Annotated in this window: 19 protein-coding genes; 13 read left to right on the top strand and 6 right to left on the bottom strand. The window is 55.8% G+C overall.

The window, feature by feature from the left end; translation table 11 throughout:
* Positions 1-207: 207 nt before the first annotated feature.
* The 4 genes from ACEN2T_RS13500 to fdxA all read left to right on the top strand — a co-directional run bounded on the left by ACEN2T_RS13500 (position 208) and on the right by fdxA (position 5,180).
* On the top strand, positions 208-1,122 hold the full coding sequence (locus tag ACEN2T_RS13500) for an FkbM family methyltransferase (RefSeq protein ID WP_442116852.1): 915 nt from the start codon (positions 208-210) through the stop codon (positions 1,120-1,122).
* Positions 1,123-1,588: 466 nt separating this feature from the next.
* Positions 1,589-1,915 (top strand): DUF2388 domain-containing protein, encoded by a 327-nt coding sequence (locus ACEN2T_RS13495; RefSeq protein ID WP_032891774.1) that lies wholly within the window; start codon positions 1,589-1,591, stop codon positions 1,913-1,915.
* A gap of 207 nt (positions 1,916-2,122) precedes the next feature.
* Positions 2,123-4,714: a DNA mismatch repair protein MutS gene (mutS, locus tag ACEN2T_RS13490; RefSeq protein WP_099601222.1), complete on the top strand. Its 2,592-nt coding sequence runs from the start codon at positions 2,123-2,125 to the stop codon at positions 4,712-4,714.
* A gap of 142 nt (positions 4,715-4,856) precedes the next feature.
* Positions 4,857-5,180 (top strand): ferredoxin FdxA, encoded by a 324-nt coding sequence (gene fdxA / locus ACEN2T_RS13485; RefSeq protein WP_032891777.1) that lies wholly within the window; start codon positions 4,857-4,859, stop codon positions 5,178-5,180.
* A gap of 497 nt (positions 5,181-5,677) precedes the next feature.
* On the opposite strand, the gene apbC is transcribed toward fdxA, so the two are convergent.
* Positions 5,678-6,772: an iron-sulfur cluster carrier protein ApbC gene (gene apbC / locus ACEN2T_RS13480; RefSeq protein WP_099601221.1), complete on the bottom strand. Its 1,095-nt coding sequence runs from the start codon at positions 6,770-6,772 to the stop codon at positions 5,678-5,680.
* 172 nt (positions 6,773-6,944) lie between these two features.
* Between apbC and metG the strand changes: the two genes are divergently transcribed.
* The 5 genes from metG (at position 6,945) to ACEN2T_RS13455 (ending at position 11,298) form a co-directional block, all read left to right on the top strand.
* Positions 6,945-8,996, top strand: coding sequence for a methionine--tRNA ligase (gene metG, locus ACEN2T_RS13475; protein ID WP_442116851.1), 2,052 nt, complete (start codon positions 6,945-6,947; stop codon positions 8,994-8,996).
* 99 nt (positions 8,997-9,095) lie between these two features.
* Entirely contained in the window at positions 9,096-9,266 is a 171-nt protein-coding gene (locus ACEN2T_RS13470; RefSeq protein WP_177434246.1) for a hypothetical protein, read from the top strand.
* Positions 9,263-10,219, top strand: coding sequence for an electron transport complex subunit RsxB (gene rsxB, locus ACEN2T_RS13465; protein ID WP_442116850.1), 957 nt, complete (start codon positions 9,263-9,265; stop codon positions 10,217-10,219). Before ACEN2T_RS13470 ends, rsxB begins: the two co-directional genes overlap by 4 nt.
* A gap of 150 nt (positions 10,220-10,369) precedes the next feature.
* A complete protein-coding gene (gene nth, locus ACEN2T_RS13460) occupies positions 10,370-11,008 on the top strand; it encodes an endonuclease III (protein WP_442116849.1) in 639 nt (212 codons plus the stop codon).
* A gap of 107 nt (positions 11,009-11,115) precedes the next feature.
* Entirely contained in the window at positions 11,116-11,298 is a 183-nt protein-coding gene (locus tag ACEN2T_RS13455) for a PA3496 family putative envelope integrity protein (RefSeq protein ID WP_032891782.1), read from the top strand.
* 83 nt (positions 11,299-11,381) lie between these two features.
* On the opposite strand, the gene ACEN2T_RS13450 is transcribed toward ACEN2T_RS13455, so the two are convergent.
* The 3 genes from ACEN2T_RS13450 to ACEN2T_RS13440 all read right to left on the bottom strand — a co-directional run bounded on the left by ACEN2T_RS13450 (position 11,382) and on the right by ACEN2T_RS13440 (position 14,896).
* On the bottom strand, positions 11,382-12,014 hold the full coding sequence (locus ACEN2T_RS13450; RefSeq protein ID WP_032891784.1) for a response regulator transcription factor: 633 nt from the start codon (positions 12,012-12,014) through the stop codon (positions 11,382-11,384).
* Between the two features lie 626 nt (positions 12,015-12,640).
* Positions 12,641-13,858 (bottom strand): argininosuccinate synthase, encoded by a 1,218-nt coding sequence (locus ACEN2T_RS13445; protein ID WP_012722490.1) that lies wholly within the window; start codon positions 13,856-13,858, stop codon positions 12,641-12,643.
* A gap of 129 nt (positions 13,859-13,987) precedes the next feature.
* Positions 13,988-14,896 (bottom strand): flagellar protein MotY, encoded by a 909-nt coding sequence (locus ACEN2T_RS13440; protein ID WP_032891785.1) that lies wholly within the window; start codon positions 14,894-14,896, stop codon positions 13,988-13,990.
* A gap of 156 nt (positions 14,897-15,052) precedes the next feature.
* On the opposite strand from ACEN2T_RS13440, the gene pyrC reads away from it, so the two are divergent.
* A complete protein-coding gene (gene pyrC, locus ACEN2T_RS13435) occupies positions 15,053-16,099 on the top strand; it encodes a dihydroorotase (protein ID WP_442116848.1) in 1,047 nt (348 codons plus the stop codon).
* A complete protein-coding gene (rnt, locus tag ACEN2T_RS13430; RefSeq protein WP_032891788.1) occupies positions 16,096-16,767 on the top strand; it encodes a ribonuclease T in 672 nt (223 codons plus the stop codon). Before pyrC ends, rnt begins: the two co-directional genes overlap by 4 nt.
* A 66-nt stretch (positions 16,768-16,833) precedes the next feature.
* Here the strand turns inward: rnt and ACEN2T_RS13425 are convergent, their stop codons facing one another.
* Entirely contained in the window at positions 16,834-17,436 is a 603-nt protein-coding gene (locus ACEN2T_RS13425; protein ID WP_003172097.1) for a peroxiredoxin, read from the bottom strand.
* 243 nt (positions 17,437-17,679) lie between these two features.
* Between ACEN2T_RS13425 and ACEN2T_RS13420 the strand changes: the two genes are divergently transcribed.
* Positions 17,680-17,898, top strand: coding sequence for a bacterioferritin-associated ferredoxin (locus ACEN2T_RS13420; protein ID WP_010564137.1), 219 nt, complete (start codon positions 17,680-17,682; stop codon positions 17,896-17,898).
* A gap of 201 nt (positions 17,899-18,099) precedes the next feature.
* Complete coding sequence (gene bfr / locus ACEN2T_RS13415) at positions 18,100-18,570, top strand: bacterioferritin (protein WP_017526353.1); 471 nt, start codon at positions 18,100-18,102, stop codon at positions 18,568-18,570.
* Positions 18,571-18,649: 79 nt separating this feature from the next.
* On the opposite strand, the gene grxD is transcribed toward bfr, so the two are convergent.
* Positions 18,650-18,988, bottom strand: coding sequence for a Grx4 family monothiol glutaredoxin (grxD, locus tag ACEN2T_RS13410; protein WP_032891789.1), 339 nt, complete (start codon positions 18,986-18,988; stop codon positions 18,650-18,652).
* Positions 18,989-18,995: the final 7 nt, after the last annotated feature.

Below are 18,995 nucleotides of genomic sequence, written 5' to 3'. Positions count from 1 at the left end.
GCAAATGCTTAATCGCATAAATGATGCATTTTTATGCATTTGACACCCTTTTTACCGCCTAAGCGGACTCATCCCCGTGGCGAGACTCCCGTCATCATCGTTCCGCCTCGAAAGCGGGTTCCCTTAGGCTATTTCTAAACGTAAGATCCTTGATACCAAGTCGTGCATAACAGATACAAAAGGAAGAATCTGTCAATGGATACCTAAATGCACGCTAGGAAAATAAAAACTACTCAAGGAAATTTAAGTTTGATCTCAAAATTAACATCAAGAATCATCAGAAAACTTCGAAAATACTCAAAGTTACCTATAAGCTATAAATACAGAAGCTTTTCAATAAACTTGCCGGCACACCACCTATTACCTGAATTTCAAAAACAACACCCAAAATATGATAGGTTCTTGCCACACCTAACACGCTATATCAATGACTCGGAAACCATCATAGATATAGGTGCCAATATCGGAGATTCATTAGCAGGCATGGCTGAACAGAACACCACTGCTAATTATATCTGCATTGAAGCTGATGATTCTTTTTACAGGCACTTAGAAGATAATGTCAAAAGAATAAAAACTTCAATAAACCACTTAAAAGTCACTACAATAAAAGCCCTGGTAGGAAAAAACATCTCCAACGTCTCACTTGACGGACAAAACGGGACAAAACACGCGATATTACAAAATGAGGGCGGCCTAAAATCGTCGCCACTCGATGAGCTGATCCCCAATGAATCCAGCATACGCATCTTGAAAAGTGACGTTGACGGGTTCGATTACGATGTACTTGATTCTTCCATGGTAGTTATAAAAAAACACAAACCAATTCTTTTCTTTGAATGCCAATACGATCACGAATACCAAAAAGCAGGCTATTTAAAAACGCTTAGCGCGCTTCAGCAGGCAGGCTATTGTGATTGGGTGATTTTTGACAACTTTGGCGAAATCGTCATTCGCACAAGCGAGATGAGCATTATCGTCCAGCTCATAAACTACATCTGGCAGCAAAACACTGGACGCTCTACACGAACAGTTTACTACTACGACATTTTGGCAGTCCACAAAGAGGACTCTTCGCTCATAAACAAGGTTCTTGAAGAATACACTTCCCCTTTAACCTGACCATTTGTAGATATCCCCAAGCATGAGCGCCTACAATCCAACTCCGGCTGTCTGCGACCATAGATGCCAACCTTATAAATCTGCGATTACCTGCTTGGCGAACAGGCCTGCACCCTTCAGCTCAGCGCGCAGTAGTAAAGCGAAGATTGGCTAGGCAATGTGCGATATGGAATAACACGGATGACTTCATGGCGAGATCAGAGCTTCTGGAGCAAGGTGCAGACATGCACCCTACTGGCGCTCATCGGGATGTTCACAAGCTACACCGACGCGCACTGGATAGAAGGAGCCTCATCCAATAGTAAGCGGGTCTTCAGCCGAGGCTTCGTTGTGCTCTGCGCAATAGTGGCTGGGATTGAGCTGGCAGTGCTCAACCACTTCTATGCTTCGCCCGGATGAGGTGACCGCGGGGAATGGCCGGCCCTGATATCGTCCCGCCCTTAAATCAAAATGGAAACATCGACGAATGGACTCATGGAAAACGCTGACAATCGCTGTCATGGTGCTGATGGGCAATCAGGCAGTGGCGGCAGAAAATGCCAACCCCTTCGATAAAGCGCTGATGTACTCCACGTTCGTGCCAACCATCTTGGTTGCAGGCACTACTTCTCTCACGACCGAAGCGCCAAAGCTTTTTACATCATCGAAAACCGACGCCCTTGCGTTTATCGGTTCGGACGGCGAAATCCGCGGGGCCGAGTTTGAACGGGCATCTCGGTACTATCATTCGACCTACCCCGCGCCGCTTATGTCCGACATGCAATTGGCCAAGGCTATCGCCGTTTCGTACTGAGAGAGGCGTCCATATTCAGCACAGGCCGAAAGGCAAAAGGGGCGGTGCATTTAAATAAATGCGCCGCCCCTTTTTTACGTTTTACCTGACCGTTTGCGACCTGCGAAGGGCCGACCTCGCGTGTTAACCTTGCGGCCATTGCAAAATCAGCAGGGCCGAGCGCCCCACCTTTGCCCCACTCCTTTCAACGAATTTGCTAACTATCTGATGAGTAAACACACTTCCGATCTGTCCTCCCATACGCCAATGATGCAGCAATACTGGCGCCTGAAAAACCAGCACCCTGATCAGTTGATGTTCTATCGCATGGGCGACTTCTACGAGATCTTCTATGAAGACGCGAAGAAGGCCGCCAAGTTGCTGGACATTACCTTGACCGCACGCGGGCAGTCGGCGGGACAGTCAATTCCAATGTGTGGGATTCCTTACCATTCGTTGGAAGGCTATCTGGTCAAGCTAGTGAAGCTGGGCGAGTCGGTGGTGATCTGTGAGCAGATCGGCGACCCGGCGACCAGCAAGGGGCCGGTAGAGCGTCAGGTGGTGCGCATCATTACACCGGGCACGGTGAGTGATGAGGCGCTGCTGGATGAGCGTCGCGATAACCTGATCGCTGCGGTGTTGGGCGATGAACGGCTGTTCGGCCTTTCCGTGCTGGACATCACCAGCGGCAATTTCAGCGTGCTGGAGATCAAGGGCTGGGAGAACTTGCTGGCGGAGCTGGAGCGCATCAATCCTGTTGAACTGCTGATCCCGGACGATTGGCCGAAGGACCTGCCGGCGGAAAAACGTCGTGGGACCAAGCGCCGTGCGCCGTGGGATTTCGAGCGTGATTCGGCGCTCAAAAGCCTGTGCCAGCAGTTCTCGGTACAAGACCTGAAAGGCTTCGGCTGCGAAACCCTGACCCTGGCCATCGGCGCCGCCGGTTGCCTGCTCAGCTACGCCAAGGAAACCCAGCGCACTGCCCTGCCGCATTTGCGCAGCCTGCGCCATGAGCGCCTGGACGATACCGTGGTGCTCGATGGTGCCAGCCGTCGCAATCTGGAACTGGACACCAACCTGTCCGGCGGGCGTGACAACACGCTGCAATCGGTGGTCGACCGTTGCCAGACTGCCATGGGCAGCCGTCTGCTGACGCGCTGGCTGAATCGTCCGCTGCGGGATCTGAGCGTGCTGCAAGCGCGTCAAACCTCTATTACCTGCCTGCTGGATGGCTATCGCTTTGAAAAGCTCCAGCCACAGCTGAAAGAAATCGGTGACATTGAGCGGATCCTGGCACGGATTGGACTGCGAAATGCGCGCCCTCGTGACTTGGCACGCCTGCGCGACGCCCTTGGCGCCCTGCCGCAGTTGCAAGTGGCGATGACCGAGTTGGACACGCCGCACCTGCAACAGCTCGCAATCACGGCGGGCACCTACCCGGAACTGGCCGCGCTGCTGGAAAAAGCCATCATCGATAACCCGCCGGCGATCATCCGTGACGGTGGTGTATTGAAGACCGGTTACGACAGTGAGCTGGATGAACTGCAAGCCCTGAGCGAAAACGCCGGGCAGTTCCTGATTGACCTGGAAGCCCGCGAAAAAGCCCGCACCGGTCTCGCCAACCTGAAGGTCGGCTACAACCGCGTGCACGGCTACTTTATTGAGTTACCAAGCAAGCAGGCCGAGTCGGCACCGATCGATTATCAACGTCGCCAGACCCTCAAAGGCGCCGAGCGCTTTATCACACCGGAACTCAAAGAGTTCGAAGACAAGGCGCTGTCAGCCAAGAGCCGTGCCCTGGCCCGCGAGAAAATGCTCTATGAGACCTTGCTCGAAGACTTGATCAGCCAATTGGCGCCGCTGCAGGACACTGCCGCCGCCCTGGCGGAGCTGGATGTATTGAGCAACCTTGCCGAACGTGCGTTGAACCTTGATCTCAACTGCCCACGCTTTGTCAGCGAACCGTGCATGCGCATCGTGCAGGGCCGCCATCCGGTGGTGGAACAGGTCTTGACCACGCCGTTCGTCGCCAACGACCTGTCCCTGGACGACGATACACGCATGCTGGTGATCACCGGTCCTAACATGGGTGGTAAATCGACCTACATGCGCCAGACCGCTTTAATCGTGTTGCTGGCGCATATCGGCAGCTTCGTGCCGGCGGCCAGTTGCGAACTGTCCCTGGTCGACCGGATTTTCACCCGGATCGGCTCCAGCGATGACCTCGCCGGTGGCCGCTCGACCTTTATGGTGGAAATGAGCGAAACCGCCAACATCCTGCACAACGCCACCGAACGCAGCCTGGTGCTGATGGACGAAGTGGGTCGCGGCACCAGCACCTTCGACGGTCTGTCCCTGGCATGGGCAGCCGCCGAGCGATTGGCGCATCTGCGGGCTTACACACTGTTTGCCACCCACTACTTCGAACTGACGGTGCTGCCGGAAAGCGAGCCACTGGTGGCCAACGTGCACCTCAATGCCACGGAGCACAACGAACGCATCGTGTTCCTGCATCATGTGTTGCCTGGGCCCGCCAGCCAAAGTTACGGACTGGCGGTGGCGCAATTGGCCGGAGTGCCGAACGACGTGATCGTGCGTGCCCGTGAACACCTCAGTCGCCTGGAAACCACGGCTCTGCCCCATGAAACCGTGGTTACCAGCCCAGCCAAGACCGCCAACAAACCTTCCGCGCCTCACCAAAGCGATATGTTCGCCAGCCTGCCACACCCCGTGCTGGATGAGCTGGCCAAGCTTGACCTGGACGGCTTAACACCGCGTAAAGCGCTCGAAATGTTATATGCACTGCAAGTTCGGATATAACGCAGACGCTTGCAAGCTGGTAGACTCTCGCGCGGTTTGGGATGCTGCGGGCTCTTAGCCTGGCCTGCAGACTATCGCTCCCGAACCTCGCGAGCCCTGCCACACAGGGTTTCGCTGCCGCCGCCTGAGGAGAAAATTAGAAATGACCTTCGTCGTTACCGACAACTGCATCAAGTGCAAGTACACCGACTGCGTCGAAGTGTGTCCGGTGGACTGCTTCTACGAAGGCCCGAATTTCCTGGTCATCCACCCGGATGAGTGCATTGATTGCGCCCTGTGTGAACCAGAATGCCCGGCCGTCGCTATCTTCTCCGAGGATGAAGTCCCGGCGGATATGCAGGAATTTATTCAGTTGAACGTCGAGCTGGCGGAGATCTGGCCGAACATCACTGAGAAGAAAGACTCGCTGCCTGACGCAGCAGATTGGGATGGTAAAAAAGGTAAGATCAAACACCTGGAGCGCTAATAGCGCCGCCGCCCAACTGAAAAAGCCCCTTTCCGGGGCTTTTTTGCATTCTGGAGCAGGCATTTACTTTTTTGCAGGCAAAAAAAAGGGGCGGTATGACCCGCCCACATTTTTTCCCTAGTCCCTTTATTCCTTTTCATCATCCTGATGAATCGCATCCTGCGATGTTCCCTGAGCCATCGTTCCTTAATGGCTGTGTCAATCCGTGGACACAGGACTGATGTTAGAGAGTTCCAAGGGAAGTTCAATGGGATCCAAATCGCCGACCGACACGTGATCGCTCTCTGGCGAAGATAAATAATCTTTATATTTCATATAGATAGAAAATGCCTTCATCGATTTTAGCCGCACACGCCAGGTAAAAAACCCAAACACTTACGCAAAAGTAGGCGATTGCTTACACGCCTGATTGCGTAAATGCGCAACTAATATTCGTGGGCGGTTTTGCGAGCAAGAAAAAGCCCCGACAACGCGAGGCTTTTTTCGCTGCAACCTTTTCAGTCTTCGCTCACCGTAATCGTCGGCATTGCCGGTGCTGATGCTTCCTGCAGTACGATCCGCGCCCCCACGTGACGGGCCAGCTCCTGATAAACCATGGCGATCTGACCATCAGGCTCGGCCGCAACAGTAGGTTTACCGCCGTCGGCCTGTTCTCGAATCGCCATCGACAACGGCAACGAAGCCAGCAACTCAACCCCGTACTGGGTCGCCAGCTTTTCACCGCCGCCTTCACCAAACAGATGCTCAGCGTGGCCGCAGTTGGAGCAAATGTGCACGGCCATGTTCTCCACGACACCCAGCACCGGGATGTTGACCTTACGGAACATCTCCACACCTTTTTTGGCATCGAGCAGCGCCAAATCCTGGGGCGTGGTCACGATCACCGAGCCGGCCACAGGGACTTTCTGCGCGAGGGTCAGTTGGATATCGCCAGTGCCTGGCGGCATGTCGATGACCAGGTAATCCAAATCGCCCCAGGCGGTCTGCGTAACCAATTGCAGTAAGGCGCCGGAGACCATCGGGCCACGCCATACCATCGGCGTGTTGTCATCGGTCAGGAACGCCATGGACATGACTTCCACGCCAAGAGATTCGATAGGCACGAACCACTTCTGATCCTTGACCTTCGGCCGCGTGCCTTCTGCAATTCCGAACATCACGCCTTGGCTTGGACCATAGATATCAGCGTCTAGAATGCCCACTCGAGCGCCTTCACGTGCCAGCGCCAGGGCAAGGTTGGCAGCCGTGGTGGATTTCCCCACGCCGCCCTTGCCGGACGCCACGGCAATTACATTCTTGACGTTAGCCAGGCCCGGGATCTGCGCCTGAGCCTTGTGCGGCGCGATTACGCACTGGATGTCGACCTTGGCAGATGCCACACCATCCAGACCTTCAATGGCGATTTGCAGCATCTGCGCCCAGCCACTCTTGAACAGACCGGCGGCATAGCCCAGCTCCAGGTGGACCGACACCTGATCGCCCTGGACCTCAATGGCGCGCACACAACCGGCACTGACCGGGTCCTGATTCAAATAGGGGTCGGTGTACTGGCGAAGAACGGCTTCCACCGCTGCGCGATTCACGGCGCTCATGGGCTACTCCCGAAAAAAGACTGACTGAAACAGGCGGCTATCCTAACCGTTCCGGCCGCTTAACGGCATGCTTTCGAAGATGGGGAAGATGCTGAAACAGCGCCACGGGGTGAAATAAATTTCCTGGCGCTTTATAGTGGCCGACCTCCGTTTCATCAAGTAGCCGAGCCCCATGTCCGAGCCACGCAAGATCCTCGTCACCAGCGCCCTGCCCTATGCCAATGGTTCTATCCATCTTGGCCATATGCTTGAGTACATCCTGACCGATATGTGGGTGCGCTTCCAGAAGCATCGCGGCAACCAATGCATTTATGTCTGCGCGGACGACGCCCACGGTTCGGCCATCATGCTGCGCGCCGAAAAGGAAGGCATCACCCCGGAACAACTGATCGCCAATGTGCAGGCTGAACACAGCGCCGACTTTGCCGAGTTCCTGGTGGATTTCGATAACTTCCACTCGACTCACGCTGAAGAAAACCGCGAACTGTCGAACCAGATCTACCTGCGGCTGCGCGACGCCGGGCACATTGCCCAGCGTTCGATCACACAGTATTTCGACCCGGAAAAGAAAATGTTCCTGGCCGATCGCTTCATCAAGGGCACCTGCCCGAAATGCGGCACCGAAGACCAGTACGGCGACAACTGCGAAAAATGCGGTGCGACCTATGCGCCCACCGATCTGAAGGATCCGAAGTCGGCCATCTCCGGCGCCACACCGGTGCTCAAGGATTCCCAACACTTCTTCTTCAAGCTCCCGGATTTCCAGCAGATGCTGCAAACCTGGACCCGCAGCGGCACCCTTCAGGATGCCGTGGCCAACAAGATCGCCGAATGGCTGGATGCGGGCCTGCAACAGTGGGACATCTCGCGCGACGCGCCGTACTTCGGCTTCGAGATCCCGGACGAGCCAGGCAAGTACTTCTATGTGTGGCTGGACGCACCGATCGGCTACATGGCCAGTTTCAAGAACCTCTGCGACCGTACGCCGGAGCTGGACTTCGACGCGTTCTGGGGCAAGGACTCCACCGCCGAGCTGTACCACTTCATCGGCAAGGACATCGTCAATTTCCACGCACTGTTCTGGCCAGCGATGCTCGAAGGTTCGGGCTACCGCAAGCCTACTGGCATTGCCGTGCACGGCTACCTGACGGTCAACGGGCAGAAGATGTCCAAGTCCCGTGGCACATTCATCAAGGCGCGCACCTACCTGGACCACCTGTCCCCGGAATACCTGCGCTACTACTACGCATCCAAATTGGGCCGTGGCGTCGACGACCTCGACCTGAACCTGGAAGACTTCGTACAGAAGGTCAACTCGGACCTTGTGGGCAAAGTCGTGAACATCGCCAGCCGTTGCGCCGGATTTATCCAAAAGGGCAACGCCGGCTTACTGGTGGCAGAAAATGCCGCACCGGAACTGACCGATGCGTTCCGGGCCGCCGCGCCAAGCATCGCCGACGCCTATGAAGCCCGCGACTTTGCCCGCGCGATGCGCGAGATCATGGGCCTAGCCGACCGCGCCAACGCCTGGATCGCCGATAAGGCCCCGTGGTCGTTGAACAAGCAGGAAGGCAAGCAGGCGGAAGTGCAGGCGATCTGCGCCACAGGTGTCAATCTGTTCCGCCAGTTGGTGATCTTCCTCAAACCGGTTCTGCCGTTGCTGGCAGCCGACGCGGAGGCGTTCCTCAATGTTGCGCCACTGACCTGGAACGACCACACCACCTTGCTCAGCAACCACCAGTTGAACGAGTTCAAGCCGCTGATGACCCGCATCGATCCCGTGAAAGTCCAAGCCATGACCGACGCTTCGAAAGAAGACCTCGTTGCTAGCCAGACCGACACCGGTTCGACTGCACCAAAAGGCAATGGTGAATTGGCCAAAGACCCACTTTCTCCGGAAATCGAGTTTGACGCCTTTGCCGCCGTTGACCTCCGTGTTGCGCTGATCATCAAGGCGGAAGCCGTAGAAGGTGCCGACAAACTGCTGCGCCTGACGCTGGATATCGGTGACGAGCAACGCAATGTGTTTTCCGGGATCAAAAGCGCTTATCCGGATCCGTCCAAGCTCGATGGTCGCCTGACCATGATGATCGCCAACCTCAAGCCTCGAAAAATGAAGTTCGGTATCTCCGAAGGCATGGTGATGGCGGCCGGCCCTGGGGGTGAAGAGATCTACCTGCTGAGCCCTGATAGCGGCGCCAAGCCGGGTCAGCGCATCAAGTAACGCTGCAATACAGCCCTGTCGTCTCGGCGACAGGGCTATAAACGCGGGCGTGTTGGGCCTGGTATTGCTGTGGACTCACACGCAAAGATCCTACCTCACATGTTCGCGATGAGCCTGGACACCGGTCTCGGTTTTTGGCCGTTGCTGAGACTGTTCAGCGACTTACGCCAGCAGATCGCGGGCAATGACATTTTCCTACCTTTTCGCGGCCTACCGGTCGAGCTGATGGCGCTGGCATTCCGGGGCTTCAATGCAATGATCAAAACATGAGCCTGATTCAACGTATCGACGCACTGCTGCCGCAGACCCAATGCGGCAAGTGCGGACACCCAGGGTGCAAGCCTTACGCCGAGGGCATCGCCCAGGGCGAGGCCATCAATAAGTGCCCGCCGGGTGGGTATGAAACGATTGCGGGCCTGGCGCAGTTGCTGAGCCTGCCGCTGCTGGAACTGGACACCACCCGTGGCGAGGCACCTGCGCAGGTTGCGTATATCCGCGAGGCCGAGTGCATCGGGTGCACCAAGTGCATCCAGGCCTGCCCGGTGGATGCCATCGTCGGCGCTGCCAAGTTTATGCACACAGTGATTATCGACGAGTGCACGGGCTGTGACCTCTGCGTCGCGCCCTGCCCGGTAGACTGCATCGAGATGCGTCCTCCGATCACCGTACTGCCTATCGTAGGTGGCTTGGCGGCCAACGACGAAGAGAGGCATGAACGTGAAATCAAGCGCAATCGCGCACGTTGGCGCTTCGAGCAACGTAACGCGCGCCTGCAACGGGAAGAGGACCACAAGCTCGCAGAACGTCTGGCGCGGGCCAAACGTCCAGCGCAGGTGACGCCTGTGCCGCTGGATGGAGCACAGGCCGCACAGGACGCGGCGGTGAAAAAAGCCAAAGTCAATGTCGCGATGAGCCGCGCTCAGTTGCATAAATCATTGAAAGCCTTCGGGCATCCGCCGACGTTTGACCAGCAATCCCAGTTGATCGTCCTACAACAACAGTTTGAGGCAGCTGAGCAGGCACTGGCCAAACTTGAACCCGCCAACATTCTCGCAGCGCCTGTGAGCAACACCGCTGGCCTCAAGCGCGCCAAAATCCAACTGGCGATGCGCCGCGCCGAATTGAAGAAAGCCCAGGATCAACAGGCCGATGCACAACAATTGGCCGATGCGCAAAACAAGCTCGATGAAGCCCAGCGTCAGGTAGATGCCCATGGTGCTTGACCTGTGGCTGGGCGCGCCGCCAAGTATGGTTGTACTCACGCTATCGATGGGCGCTCGGAATTCAGACTTCGCGGTGACTGGTAGCAGGGTTCCAGGCTTGGGACCACTATTCGAAACCACGTTGCTCGCCAACAAGGAATCTTCTGCCTCATGAACGCCGCAAAACGCCTGGAAATTTTCCGCAGACTTCACGAAGACAATCCGGAACCCAAGACCGAACTGGCATACTCCTCGCCGTTCGAGTTGCTGATTGCGGTGATCCTGTCGGCCCAATCCACGGACGTTGGCGTCAACAAGGCCACGGCCAAGCTGTATCCCGTGGCAAACACGCCAGAGGCGATTTATGCGTTAGGCGTGGATGGGTTGTCGGAATACATCAAGACCATTGGCCTCTACAACAGTAAGGCCAAAAACGTCATTGAGACCTGCCGCCTGCTGGTAGAGCTGCATGGAAGCGAAGTGCCGCAAACCCGTGAAGCATTGGAAGCCTTGCCGGGTGTGGGCCGCAAAACCGCCAACGTTGTGCTCAACACTGCATTCCGGCAACTGAGCATGGCCGTGGACACTCATATCTTCCGGGTCAGCAACCGAACGGGCATTGCACGTGGCAAGAACGTGGTTGAGGTAGAAAAGCAGTTGATGAAGTTCGTGCCAAAGCCCTACTTGCTCGACTCCCACCATTGGCTGATCCTGCACGGGCGCTACGTTTGCCAGGCACGCAAGCCACGCTGCGGCAGCTGCCGTATCGAAGACCTGTGCGAATACAAGGACAAAACGTCGGACGATTGAGGGGGCATTAGTTTTCTCGATCAGTCGATTGAAAAAATCTTTTTTACCCGTTCATGGATTATCGTTATAAGGAGCGCCAACGGCAGTCTTACTCCGGAGTTAACGTTATGAGCACTGACAAAGAACAGTTGGATGTGGAAGACGACCTCGTTGAGTCGGATGATGATGGTGCAGAGGCTCCCGTGATAGAGGTCGCCAAGACCAATCTGAGCAAACGCCGTACTATCGACAATCTTCTGGAAGAACGACGCTTGCAAAAACAACTGGCCGACTACGACTTCGATCTCTAAGCCAGCGGTCGAGGGCCGGAAGCCTCCCTTACGGAGGCTTTTTTCTGCGGACTATGCTGGGCTAGGTGCAGCCTGCAAGCCTTCTATACCAAGCCGTTGCGCTGGGCCAGTTCGATCAAATCCACCAGGGAACGAGCATTGAGCTTAAGCAACAAGCGAGTCTTGTAGGTGCTGACAGTCTTGTTGCTGAGGAACATACCGTCGGCGATTTCCTTGTTCGTCCGGCCCCGAGCCAGTTGCTGCAATACCATCATTTCCCGGCCTGACAACCGCTCGACCATATCAGCCTCACTGGCGTTGCCCATGGTGGAGCGTACCGAGTTGAGTGCCTGGTTTGGAAAGTAGCTGTAACCCGACAAAACCGCTTTGATCGCACTCAGCAATTCAGTCAAGTCCTGCTGTTTGCACACATAACCCGCAGCGCCCGCCTGCATACAACGCATGGAAAAGTGACCTGGGGCCTGGGACGTGAGCACTAGCACCTTGAAGGGTATAGGTTGTTTGGCAGACGACAACCGGCAAATAACTTCCAGGCCATCGAGTTTGGGAATCCCAATATCCAATATGACAATGTCCGGCATATGCTCCCGCGCAAGTTGCAACGCATCGACACCGTTATTGGTCTCGGCAACGACCTCATAACCATGACGCTCCATTAGCATACGCACAGCAAGACGAATGACGGGATGATCATCCACGATCAGCACTTTATTCATGAGAAAGTCCAATTTCGCTGTTCGAATTATTTAGAGCAAGCACAATAGCCTAGTCGTTTCATAGTTGGCATAGCGTCCCCCCCCGAGCAACAGCAAGCAGAGACCCAACCCACAGCGATAAAGGAAACGCCCTACAAAAAAACACCGATTCGAATGTTTCCGGTTTTATGGAGCCTTTCAGACCTTTCCGTCCCATCACACATTTTGAGTAAAATTTCCAGGTTACCAAGGGCAGAACGTGAATGAGCCCCACACAACTATCAGGAAATGCCCCTTGTCTTTCGACTACGGATACTGGAGCTGGTGGAGAAAAGTCGGTAGTTTCAGTTCCATTCAACATATTTTTTTACATCCCTATTTACTACAGAGTCTTAGGTCTCTCACATGTTCTCCCGCACCCACATGAGTGAATTATCTGTAAGACTAGTTCCTATGCAGATGTAAAAAATTCATTCCTCCCTACAAAAAATCGCAGACAGCACACAGCAATCGAGAAAAAAACACATTATTCGAATAAGTTTGAACACTGATTAAACAACGTTAAACAATACCGATCTATTTAGAATACTCAGGCAAAAAAAATGGCCCCTTGAACAAGGGGCCATTCTTCAAAACAAGCTAAACACTCAGAATAACGAGCGGCCTTTATTAGCGGCAATGCGCATGCGCAGTGCGTTCAACTTGATAAAGCCTGCTGCGTCAGCCTGGTTGTAAGCGCCGCCATCTTCTTCGAAGGTGGCGATGTTGGCGTCGAACAACGAATCATCAGACTTGCGACCGGTAACGATCACATTACCCTTGTACAGTTTCAGGCGCACAACGCCGTTCACGTGAGCCTGGGAGGCGTCGATCATCTGTTGCAGCATCAGACGCTCTGGGCTCCACCAGTAGCCGGTGTAGATCAGGCTGGCGTACTTGGGCATCAGCTCGTCTTTGAGGTGAGCCACTTCGCGGTCCAGGGTAATGGACTCGATGGCGCGGTGAGCGCGCAGCATGATGGTGCCGCCTGGGGTTTCGTAGCAGCCACGAGACTTCATGCCCACATAGCGGTTCTCTACGATGTCGAGACGGCCGATACCGTGTTCGCCACCGATACGGTTCAGGGTCGCCAGCACAGTGGCCGGGGTCATTTCGACGCCGTCCAGTGCGACGATGTCGCCGTTGCGGTAGGTGAGCTCCAGGTACTGCGGCTTGTCTGGAGCGTTCTCCGGGGAGACGGTCCATTTCCACATGTCTTCTTCGTGCTCGGTCCAGGTGTCTTCCAGCACGCCGCCTTCATAGGAGATGTGCAGCAGGTTGGCGTCCATCGAGTACGGGGATTTCTTCTTGCCATGACGCTCGATCGGGATTGCATGCTTTTCAGCGTAATCCATCAGCTTTTCACGGGACAGCAGGTCCCATTCGCGCCAAGGGGCAATCACTTTCACGCCGGGCTTGAGCGCGTAGGCACCCAGCTCGAAACGTACCTGGTCGTTGCCCTTGCCGGTAGCGCCATGGGAAATGGCGTCAGCGCCGGTTTCGTTGGCGATTTCGATCAGGCGCTTGGCGATCAGCGGACGTGCGATGGAGGTACCCAGCAGGTACTCGCCTTCATAGACGGTGTTGGCGCGAAACATCGGGAAGACGAAATCGCGGACGAATTCTTCGCGCAGGTCGTCAATGTAGATCTCTTTCACGCCCATGGCTTGCGCCTTGGCACGTGCAGGTTCGACCTCTTCGCCCTGACCCAGGTCAGCGGTGAAGGTCACCACTTCACAGTTATAAGTATCCTGCAGCCACTTGAGGATCACCGAAGTGTCCAGGCCGCCGGAATACGCGAGAACGACCTTGTTTACGTCGGCCATGCCATCACTCCACGGGGTTGTACGGAAAGGCGTCGATTCTACCGATCAAAACCGTGGATTTACAGGGGCGCGACAGCAAATGAAGATAAAGCGACAGATTATGTCGAGCGAGCGACCGATGGTCGCACGTCAGGAGGTGTGTGCAGGGTTGCTCGGCCCCGCCGCCTGGGGCGCCGGTTTCTCGGGGACAGCCACACGTTCGAGCTGAATATTCACACGGCGGTTGCGGGCCCGGTTGGCGGCATTGGTATTGGGCGCCAAGGGGTAACTTTCGCCATGGAAACGCAGGGTAATCTGGGACTCCTGGATACCATTGGCCTTGAAGTAGTCCATCACCGCCAGCGCGCGGCGGCGTGAAACATCGCGATTGCTCAGGCGATTGCCACTGTTGTCCGAATGGCCATTCAATTCGACATGGTTGACGGTAGGATCCGCTTTCATGAATTCGAGAATCACTGCCAGCTTCTGCTTGGCCGCGGCGTCAAGCTCGATGCCCCCCCCAGGGAAGCCGACTTCAGTCTGCTTGACCTGATCGTAATTCATCGGCAACAACTTGGCCGTGCACAGCTGATAGTCGCTGTAGGCCTTGTTGAATTTCACCGGCAGCAGGCGAATTTCTGAATAGCCGCCCTCACGCCCATAGTGCCGCACGGTGGGCGAGCGGCCATCGAGCAAACCGTTGAACAGACGCCCAGCCTGGGCTTGAGAGCTGTTGAACAGTACATCACCGCTGCCAGCACGTACGGCACCGAGGTTGATGTCACCCCGACCGGGCTGCCAAGGGGCAGCGGCAGCCAACAAGGTGGCCGATCCTGCGCCCAGCGATCCGTTATAGGCTTTCAGACGGAACGTCGCCTGCTCACCCGCCCGGCGCACGAACTCACCCGAACCGAAATCGGTGATCGGTTGGGTTAGGCGGCACTCGAACTTGTCGCCCTCTACTTTCCACTCAATATTCTCCAGACGTGTCTGGAACGTGAGGGCCATCGCAGGCAGGCTGGCGAACACACTGAGCAGGGCTAGATAATGCTGGCGCACGGGAGGCTCCACTGGTTTCTACAACACTTCAAAGCGTCATACATCGATAAGGCATACGAAAGGCTATCGGATGCATCCTGCAAAACTTGATAGCGAGTGCCTGCAAGAGTCTTTTCCGGTAGCATTCCCACCAGATTGACCCGCCTGGAATCCCCAATGTCCGACCGCCTGACCCTGCTGCGTCCCGACGACTGGCATATTCATCTTCGCGATGGTGCTGCGTTGCCCCAAACCGTGGCCGATGTAGCGCGTACGTTTGGCCGCGCCATCATCATGCCTAACCTGGTACCACCGGTGCGTAACGCCGCTGAAGCCGATGCCTATCGCCAGCGTATCCTCGCTGCACGACCGGCCGGCAGCCGCTTCGAACCGTTGATGGTGCTCTACCTCACCGACCGCACCCAGCCCGAAGAAATTCGCGAGGCCAAAGCCAGCGGTTATGTACACGCCGCCAAGCTGTACCCGGCTGGCGCGACCACCAACTCCGACTCCGGCGTGACCAGTATCGACAAGATCCTGCCCGCCATCGAAGCCATGGCCGAAGTGGGCATGCCGCTGCTGATCCACGGTGAAGTTACCCGTGGCGACGTGGACGTGTTCGATCGCGAGAAGATCTTCATCGACGAGCACATGCGCCGCGTGGTCGAGCTATTCCCGACCCTCAAGGTGGTGTTCGAGCACATCACCACGGCCGATGCCGTGCAGTTCGTCACCGAGGCCTCGGCCAACGTAGGCGCAACCATCACCGCCCATCACCTGCTGTACAACCGCAACCACATGCTGGTGGGCGGGATTCGGCCGCACTTCTATTGCCTGCCAATCCTCAAGCGCAATACCCACCAGGTGGCCTTGCTGGATGCCGCGACCAGCGGTGATCCGAAGTTTTTCCTCGGCACCGACTCCGCGCCTCACGCCCAGCACGCCAAGGAAGCCGCGTGCGGCTGTGCCGGTTGCTACACCGCTTATGCCGCTATCGAGCTGTACGCAGAAGCGTTCGAACAACGCAACGCCTTGGACAAACTCGAGGGTTTCGCCAGCCTCAACGGCCCACGTTTCTATGGCCTGCCGGCGAATACCGACCGCATTACCCTGGTCCGTGAAGACTGGACCGCCCCTGCCAGCCTGCCATTTGGCGAGCTGACCGTTATCCCGCTGCGCGCCGGTGAAACACTGCGCTGGCGCCTGCTGGAGGAAAGCAAGTGAGTGAAGACCATTACGATGACGACCAGGAACACGGCGGTGGCGGTTCGCGCCACCCGATGGCCGAACGTTTCCGTGGCTATCTGCCTGTCGTTATCGACGTAGAAACCGGCGGTTTCAATTGCGCCACCGACGCGCTGCTGGAAATTGCCGCGACGACCATCGGCATGGACGAACAGGGCTTTGTGTATCCAGAACACACCCACTTCTTCCGCGTCGAGCCGTTTGAAGGTGCCAACATTGAAGCGGCAGCCCTGGAGTTCACAGGGATCAAGCTTGATCACCCACTGCGCATGGCGGTGAGTGAAGAAGCAGCGCTGACCGATATCTTCCGTGGAGTGCGCAAGGCGTTGAAGGCCAATGGCTGCAAACGCGCGATCCTGGTCGGGCATAACAGCAGCTTCGACCTGGGTTTCCTGAACGCAGCCGTGGCGCGGTTGGACATGAAGCGCAACCCGTTTCACCCGTTCTCCAGCTTCGACACCGCAACCCTTGCCGGCCTCGCCTACGGTCAGACCGTATTGGCCAAAGCCTGCCAGGCCGCCGGTATCGATTTCGACGGTCGCGAAGCCCACTCGGCCCGATACGACACAGAAAAGACAGCTGATCTGTTCTGCGGCATCGTCAACCGCTGGAAGCAGATGGGCGGCTGGGAAGACTTCGGCGACTGAGTTCAAATCCCGCCTATAAAAAAACCGGCCTGTTACAGGCCGGTTTTTTTGTACCTCGATTCTGGCTTACAGCTTGCCAGCGTTCTCGGTCAGGTAAGCAGCAACGCCTTCTGGCGAAGCGTTCATGCCTTTGTCGCCCTTCTTCCAGTTGGCAGGGCACACTTCGCCGTGCTCTTCGTGGAATTGCAGAGCGTCGACCAGGCGAATCAGCTCTTCCATGTTACGGCCCAGCGGCAGGTCGTTGATGATCTGCGAGCGGACAACGCCTTTGTCATCGATCAGGAACGCGCCACGGAAAGCCACGCCGCCTTCGGACTCAACGTCGTAAGCCTTGGCAATGTCGTGCTTCATGTCGGCAGCCATGGTGTATTTGACTTTGCCGATGCCGCCATCGTTGATGGCAGTGTTGCGCCAGGCGTTGTGGGTGAAATGGGAGTCGATGGAAACGGCGACCACTTCAACGTTACGCGCCTTGAAATCGTCCATGCGGTGGTCCAGAGCGATCAGCTCCGAAGGGCAGACGAAAGTGAAGTCCAGCGGGTAGAAGAACACCAGGCCGTATTTGCCTTTAATGGCTTCAGACAGTTTGAAGCTGTCAACGATTTCGCCATTGCCGAGCACGGCAGGTACGTCGAAATCCGGGGCTTGTTTGCCGACGAGTACGCTCATTAGGTATCTCCTGATGTAAGGGTGACGATTGAAGTAAAAGGACCGGCCCTGAGTCTGCCGCATTCAAGCGACAGCCCTGTGACGCAGTCACGCTTCGTGAAGACCGACCATCATACACTGAAAAAACCGTTCGTCAGCGTGAGGGCGGTGCGGGCAAATACCCTACGAATCTACTTTGACAATCATTCTCGTTAACATTAAGATCCATCGCACTTAAGCCTTAACCCCGCGACGGTTCTCCCTATGTATGTGTGCCTCTGTACTGGCGTCACCGACGGACAAATCCGCGAAGCAATCTATGAAGGTTGCTGCAGCTACAAGGAAGTGCGTGAAACCACCGGCGTTGCCAGTCAATGTGGCAAATGTGCCTGCCTCGCCAAGCAAGTGGTACGGGAAACCCTGACGCAGCTGCAGACAGCCCAGGCAGCACTCCCCTACTCAGCAGAATTTACACACGCTTAAATAGGCGTGTTTTAAAGAGCCGGACTTAGTGTCCGGTTTTTTTATGCCTGTAATTCAATTAGTTAGCCCCAAGACGCGGAACACAAACATTCTTATTCCGATTAATTTTCATTTATTATTCAATAACTTAGGTTTGACACTGAGGTTTTCGCCGCTCAAACTCCGCCCTATACACAGCTATTACAGGGCAGGACCCCAGTCATGAAAGGCGACATCTCAGTCATCCAGCAACTCAACAAAATCCTTGCCAATGAACTGGTCGCGATCAATCAGTACTTTCTGCATGCACGCATGTACGACGATTGGGGCCTGGAAAAGCTTGGCAAGCGCGAATACAAAGAATCCATCAAAGCCATGAAGGATGCAGACGCGCTGATCAAGCGCATTCTGTTCCTGGAAGGCCTACCGAACGTCCAGGACCTGGGCAAGCTGAACATCGGCGAGCACACCCAGGAAATGATCGGCAGCGACCTGGGTTTTGAACGCAAGAGCCACAGCGACCTCAAGGCGGCCATCGCTCACTGCGAAGCCCAAGGCGATTTCGGCAGCCGTGAATTGCTGGAAGATATCCTGGAAGATCAGGAAGAACACATCGACTGGCTGGAAACCCAATTGGGCCTGATCGACAAGGTCACCCTGGAAAATTACCTGCAATCGCAGATGGGCGAATAAGCCTTATCGGCTTGCCGGTAAAACCCCACAAAAAAGCCCCGCTCTCTCACGAGAAGCGGGGCTTTTTATTGCAGGCGAATCAAGCGTCAGTCTTGGCCGCCGCATTTGCCGCTGCGTCTTTGATCAGCGTCTGCAACGAACCATCAGCTGCCATTTCAGTGATGATATCGCTACCGCCAACCAGCTCACCGGCTACCCACAGCTGTGGGAAAGTCGGCCAGTTGGCGTACTTCGGCAGGTTGGCGCGGATTTCCGGGTTTTGCAGGATATCCACGTAAGCGAACTTCTCGCCACACTGCATAACAGCCTGGGAAGCCTTCGCGGAGAAACCGCACTGAGGAGCGTTAGGGGCGCCCTTCATGTAAAGCAGAATGGTGTTATTGGCAATCTGCTCTTTGATCGTTTCGATGATATCCATGGAACAC

This window comes from Pseudomonas sp. W22_MBD1_FP4, from assembly GCF_052113765.1.
GTDB lineage: Bacteria > Pseudomonadota > Gammaproteobacteria > Pseudomonadales > Pseudomonadaceae > Aquipseudomonas > Aquipseudomonas sivasensis.
Note: the sequence above shows the minus strand (reverse complement) of the source record. Positions and strands in the feature narration are given on the sequence as shown.

What these genes read in the sequence shown, in the direction of transcription:
- ACEN2T_RS13425 (WP_003172097.1), bottom strand. Translation starts at nt 17,436, where the DNA reads ATGAGCGTACTCGTCGGCAAACAAGCCCCGGATTTCGACGTACCTGCC.
- metG (WP_442116851.1), top strand. Translation starts at nt 6,945, where the DNA reads ATGTCCGAGCCACGCAAGATCCTCGTCACCAGCGCCCTGCCCTATGCC.
- mutS (WP_099601222.1), top strand. Translation starts at nt 2,123, where the DNA reads ATGAGTAAACACACTTCCGATCTGTCCTCCCATACGCCAATGATGCAG.
- rsxB (WP_442116850.1), top strand. Translation starts at nt 9,263, where the DNA reads ATGAGCCTGATTCAACGTATCGACGCACTGCTGCCGCAGACCCAATGC.
- ACEN2T_RS13470 (WP_177434246.1), top strand. Translation starts at nt 9,096, where the DNA reads ATGTTCGCGATGAGCCTGGACACCGGTCTCGGTTTTTGGCCGTTGCTG.
- ACEN2T_RS13500 (WP_442116852.1), top strand. Translation starts at nt 208, where the DNA reads ATGCACGCTAGGAAAATAAAAACTACTCAAGGAAATTTAAGTTTGATC.
- ACEN2T_RS13420 (WP_010564137.1), top strand. Translation starts at nt 17,680, where the DNA reads ATGTATGTGTGCCTCTGTACTGGCGTCACCGACGGACAAATCCGCGAA.
- apbC (WP_099601221.1), bottom strand. Translation starts at nt 6,772, where the DNA reads ATGAGCGCCGTGAATCGCGCAGCGGTGGAAGCCGTTCTTCGCCAGTAC.
- ACEN2T_RS13450 (WP_032891784.1), bottom strand. Translation starts at nt 12,014, where the DNA reads ATGAATAAAGTGCTGATCGTGGATGATCATCCCGTCATTCGTCTTGCT.
- grxD (WP_032891789.1), bottom strand. Translation starts at nt 18,988, where the DNA reads ATGGATATCATCGAAACGATCAAAGAGCAGATTGCCAATAACACCATT.
- pyrC (WP_442116848.1), top strand. Translation starts at nt 15,053, where the DNA reads ATGTCCGACCGCCTGACCCTGCTGCGTCCCGACGACTGGCATATTCAT.
- ACEN2T_RS13495 (WP_032891774.1), top strand. Translation starts at nt 1,589, where the DNA reads ATGGACTCATGGAAAACGCTGACAATCGCTGTCATGGTGCTGATGGGC.
- bfr (WP_017526353.1), top strand. Translation starts at nt 18,100, where the DNA reads ATGAAAGGCGACATCTCAGTCATCCAGCAACTCAACAAAATCCTTGCC.
- ACEN2T_RS13445 (WP_012722490.1), bottom strand. Translation starts at nt 13,858, where the DNA reads ATGGCCGACGTAAACAAGGTCGTTCTCGCGTATTCCGGCGGCCTGGAC.
- fdxA (WP_032891777.1), top strand. Translation starts at nt 4,857, where the DNA reads ATGACCTTCGTCGTTACCGACAACTGCATCAAGTGCAAGTACACCGAC.
- nth (WP_442116849.1), top strand. Translation starts at nt 10,370, where the DNA reads ATGAACGCCGCAAAACGCCTGGAAATTTTCCGCAGACTTCACGAAGAC.
- ACEN2T_RS13455 (WP_032891782.1), top strand. Translation starts at nt 11,116, where the DNA reads ATGAGCACTGACAAAGAACAGTTGGATGTGGAAGACGACCTCGTTGAG.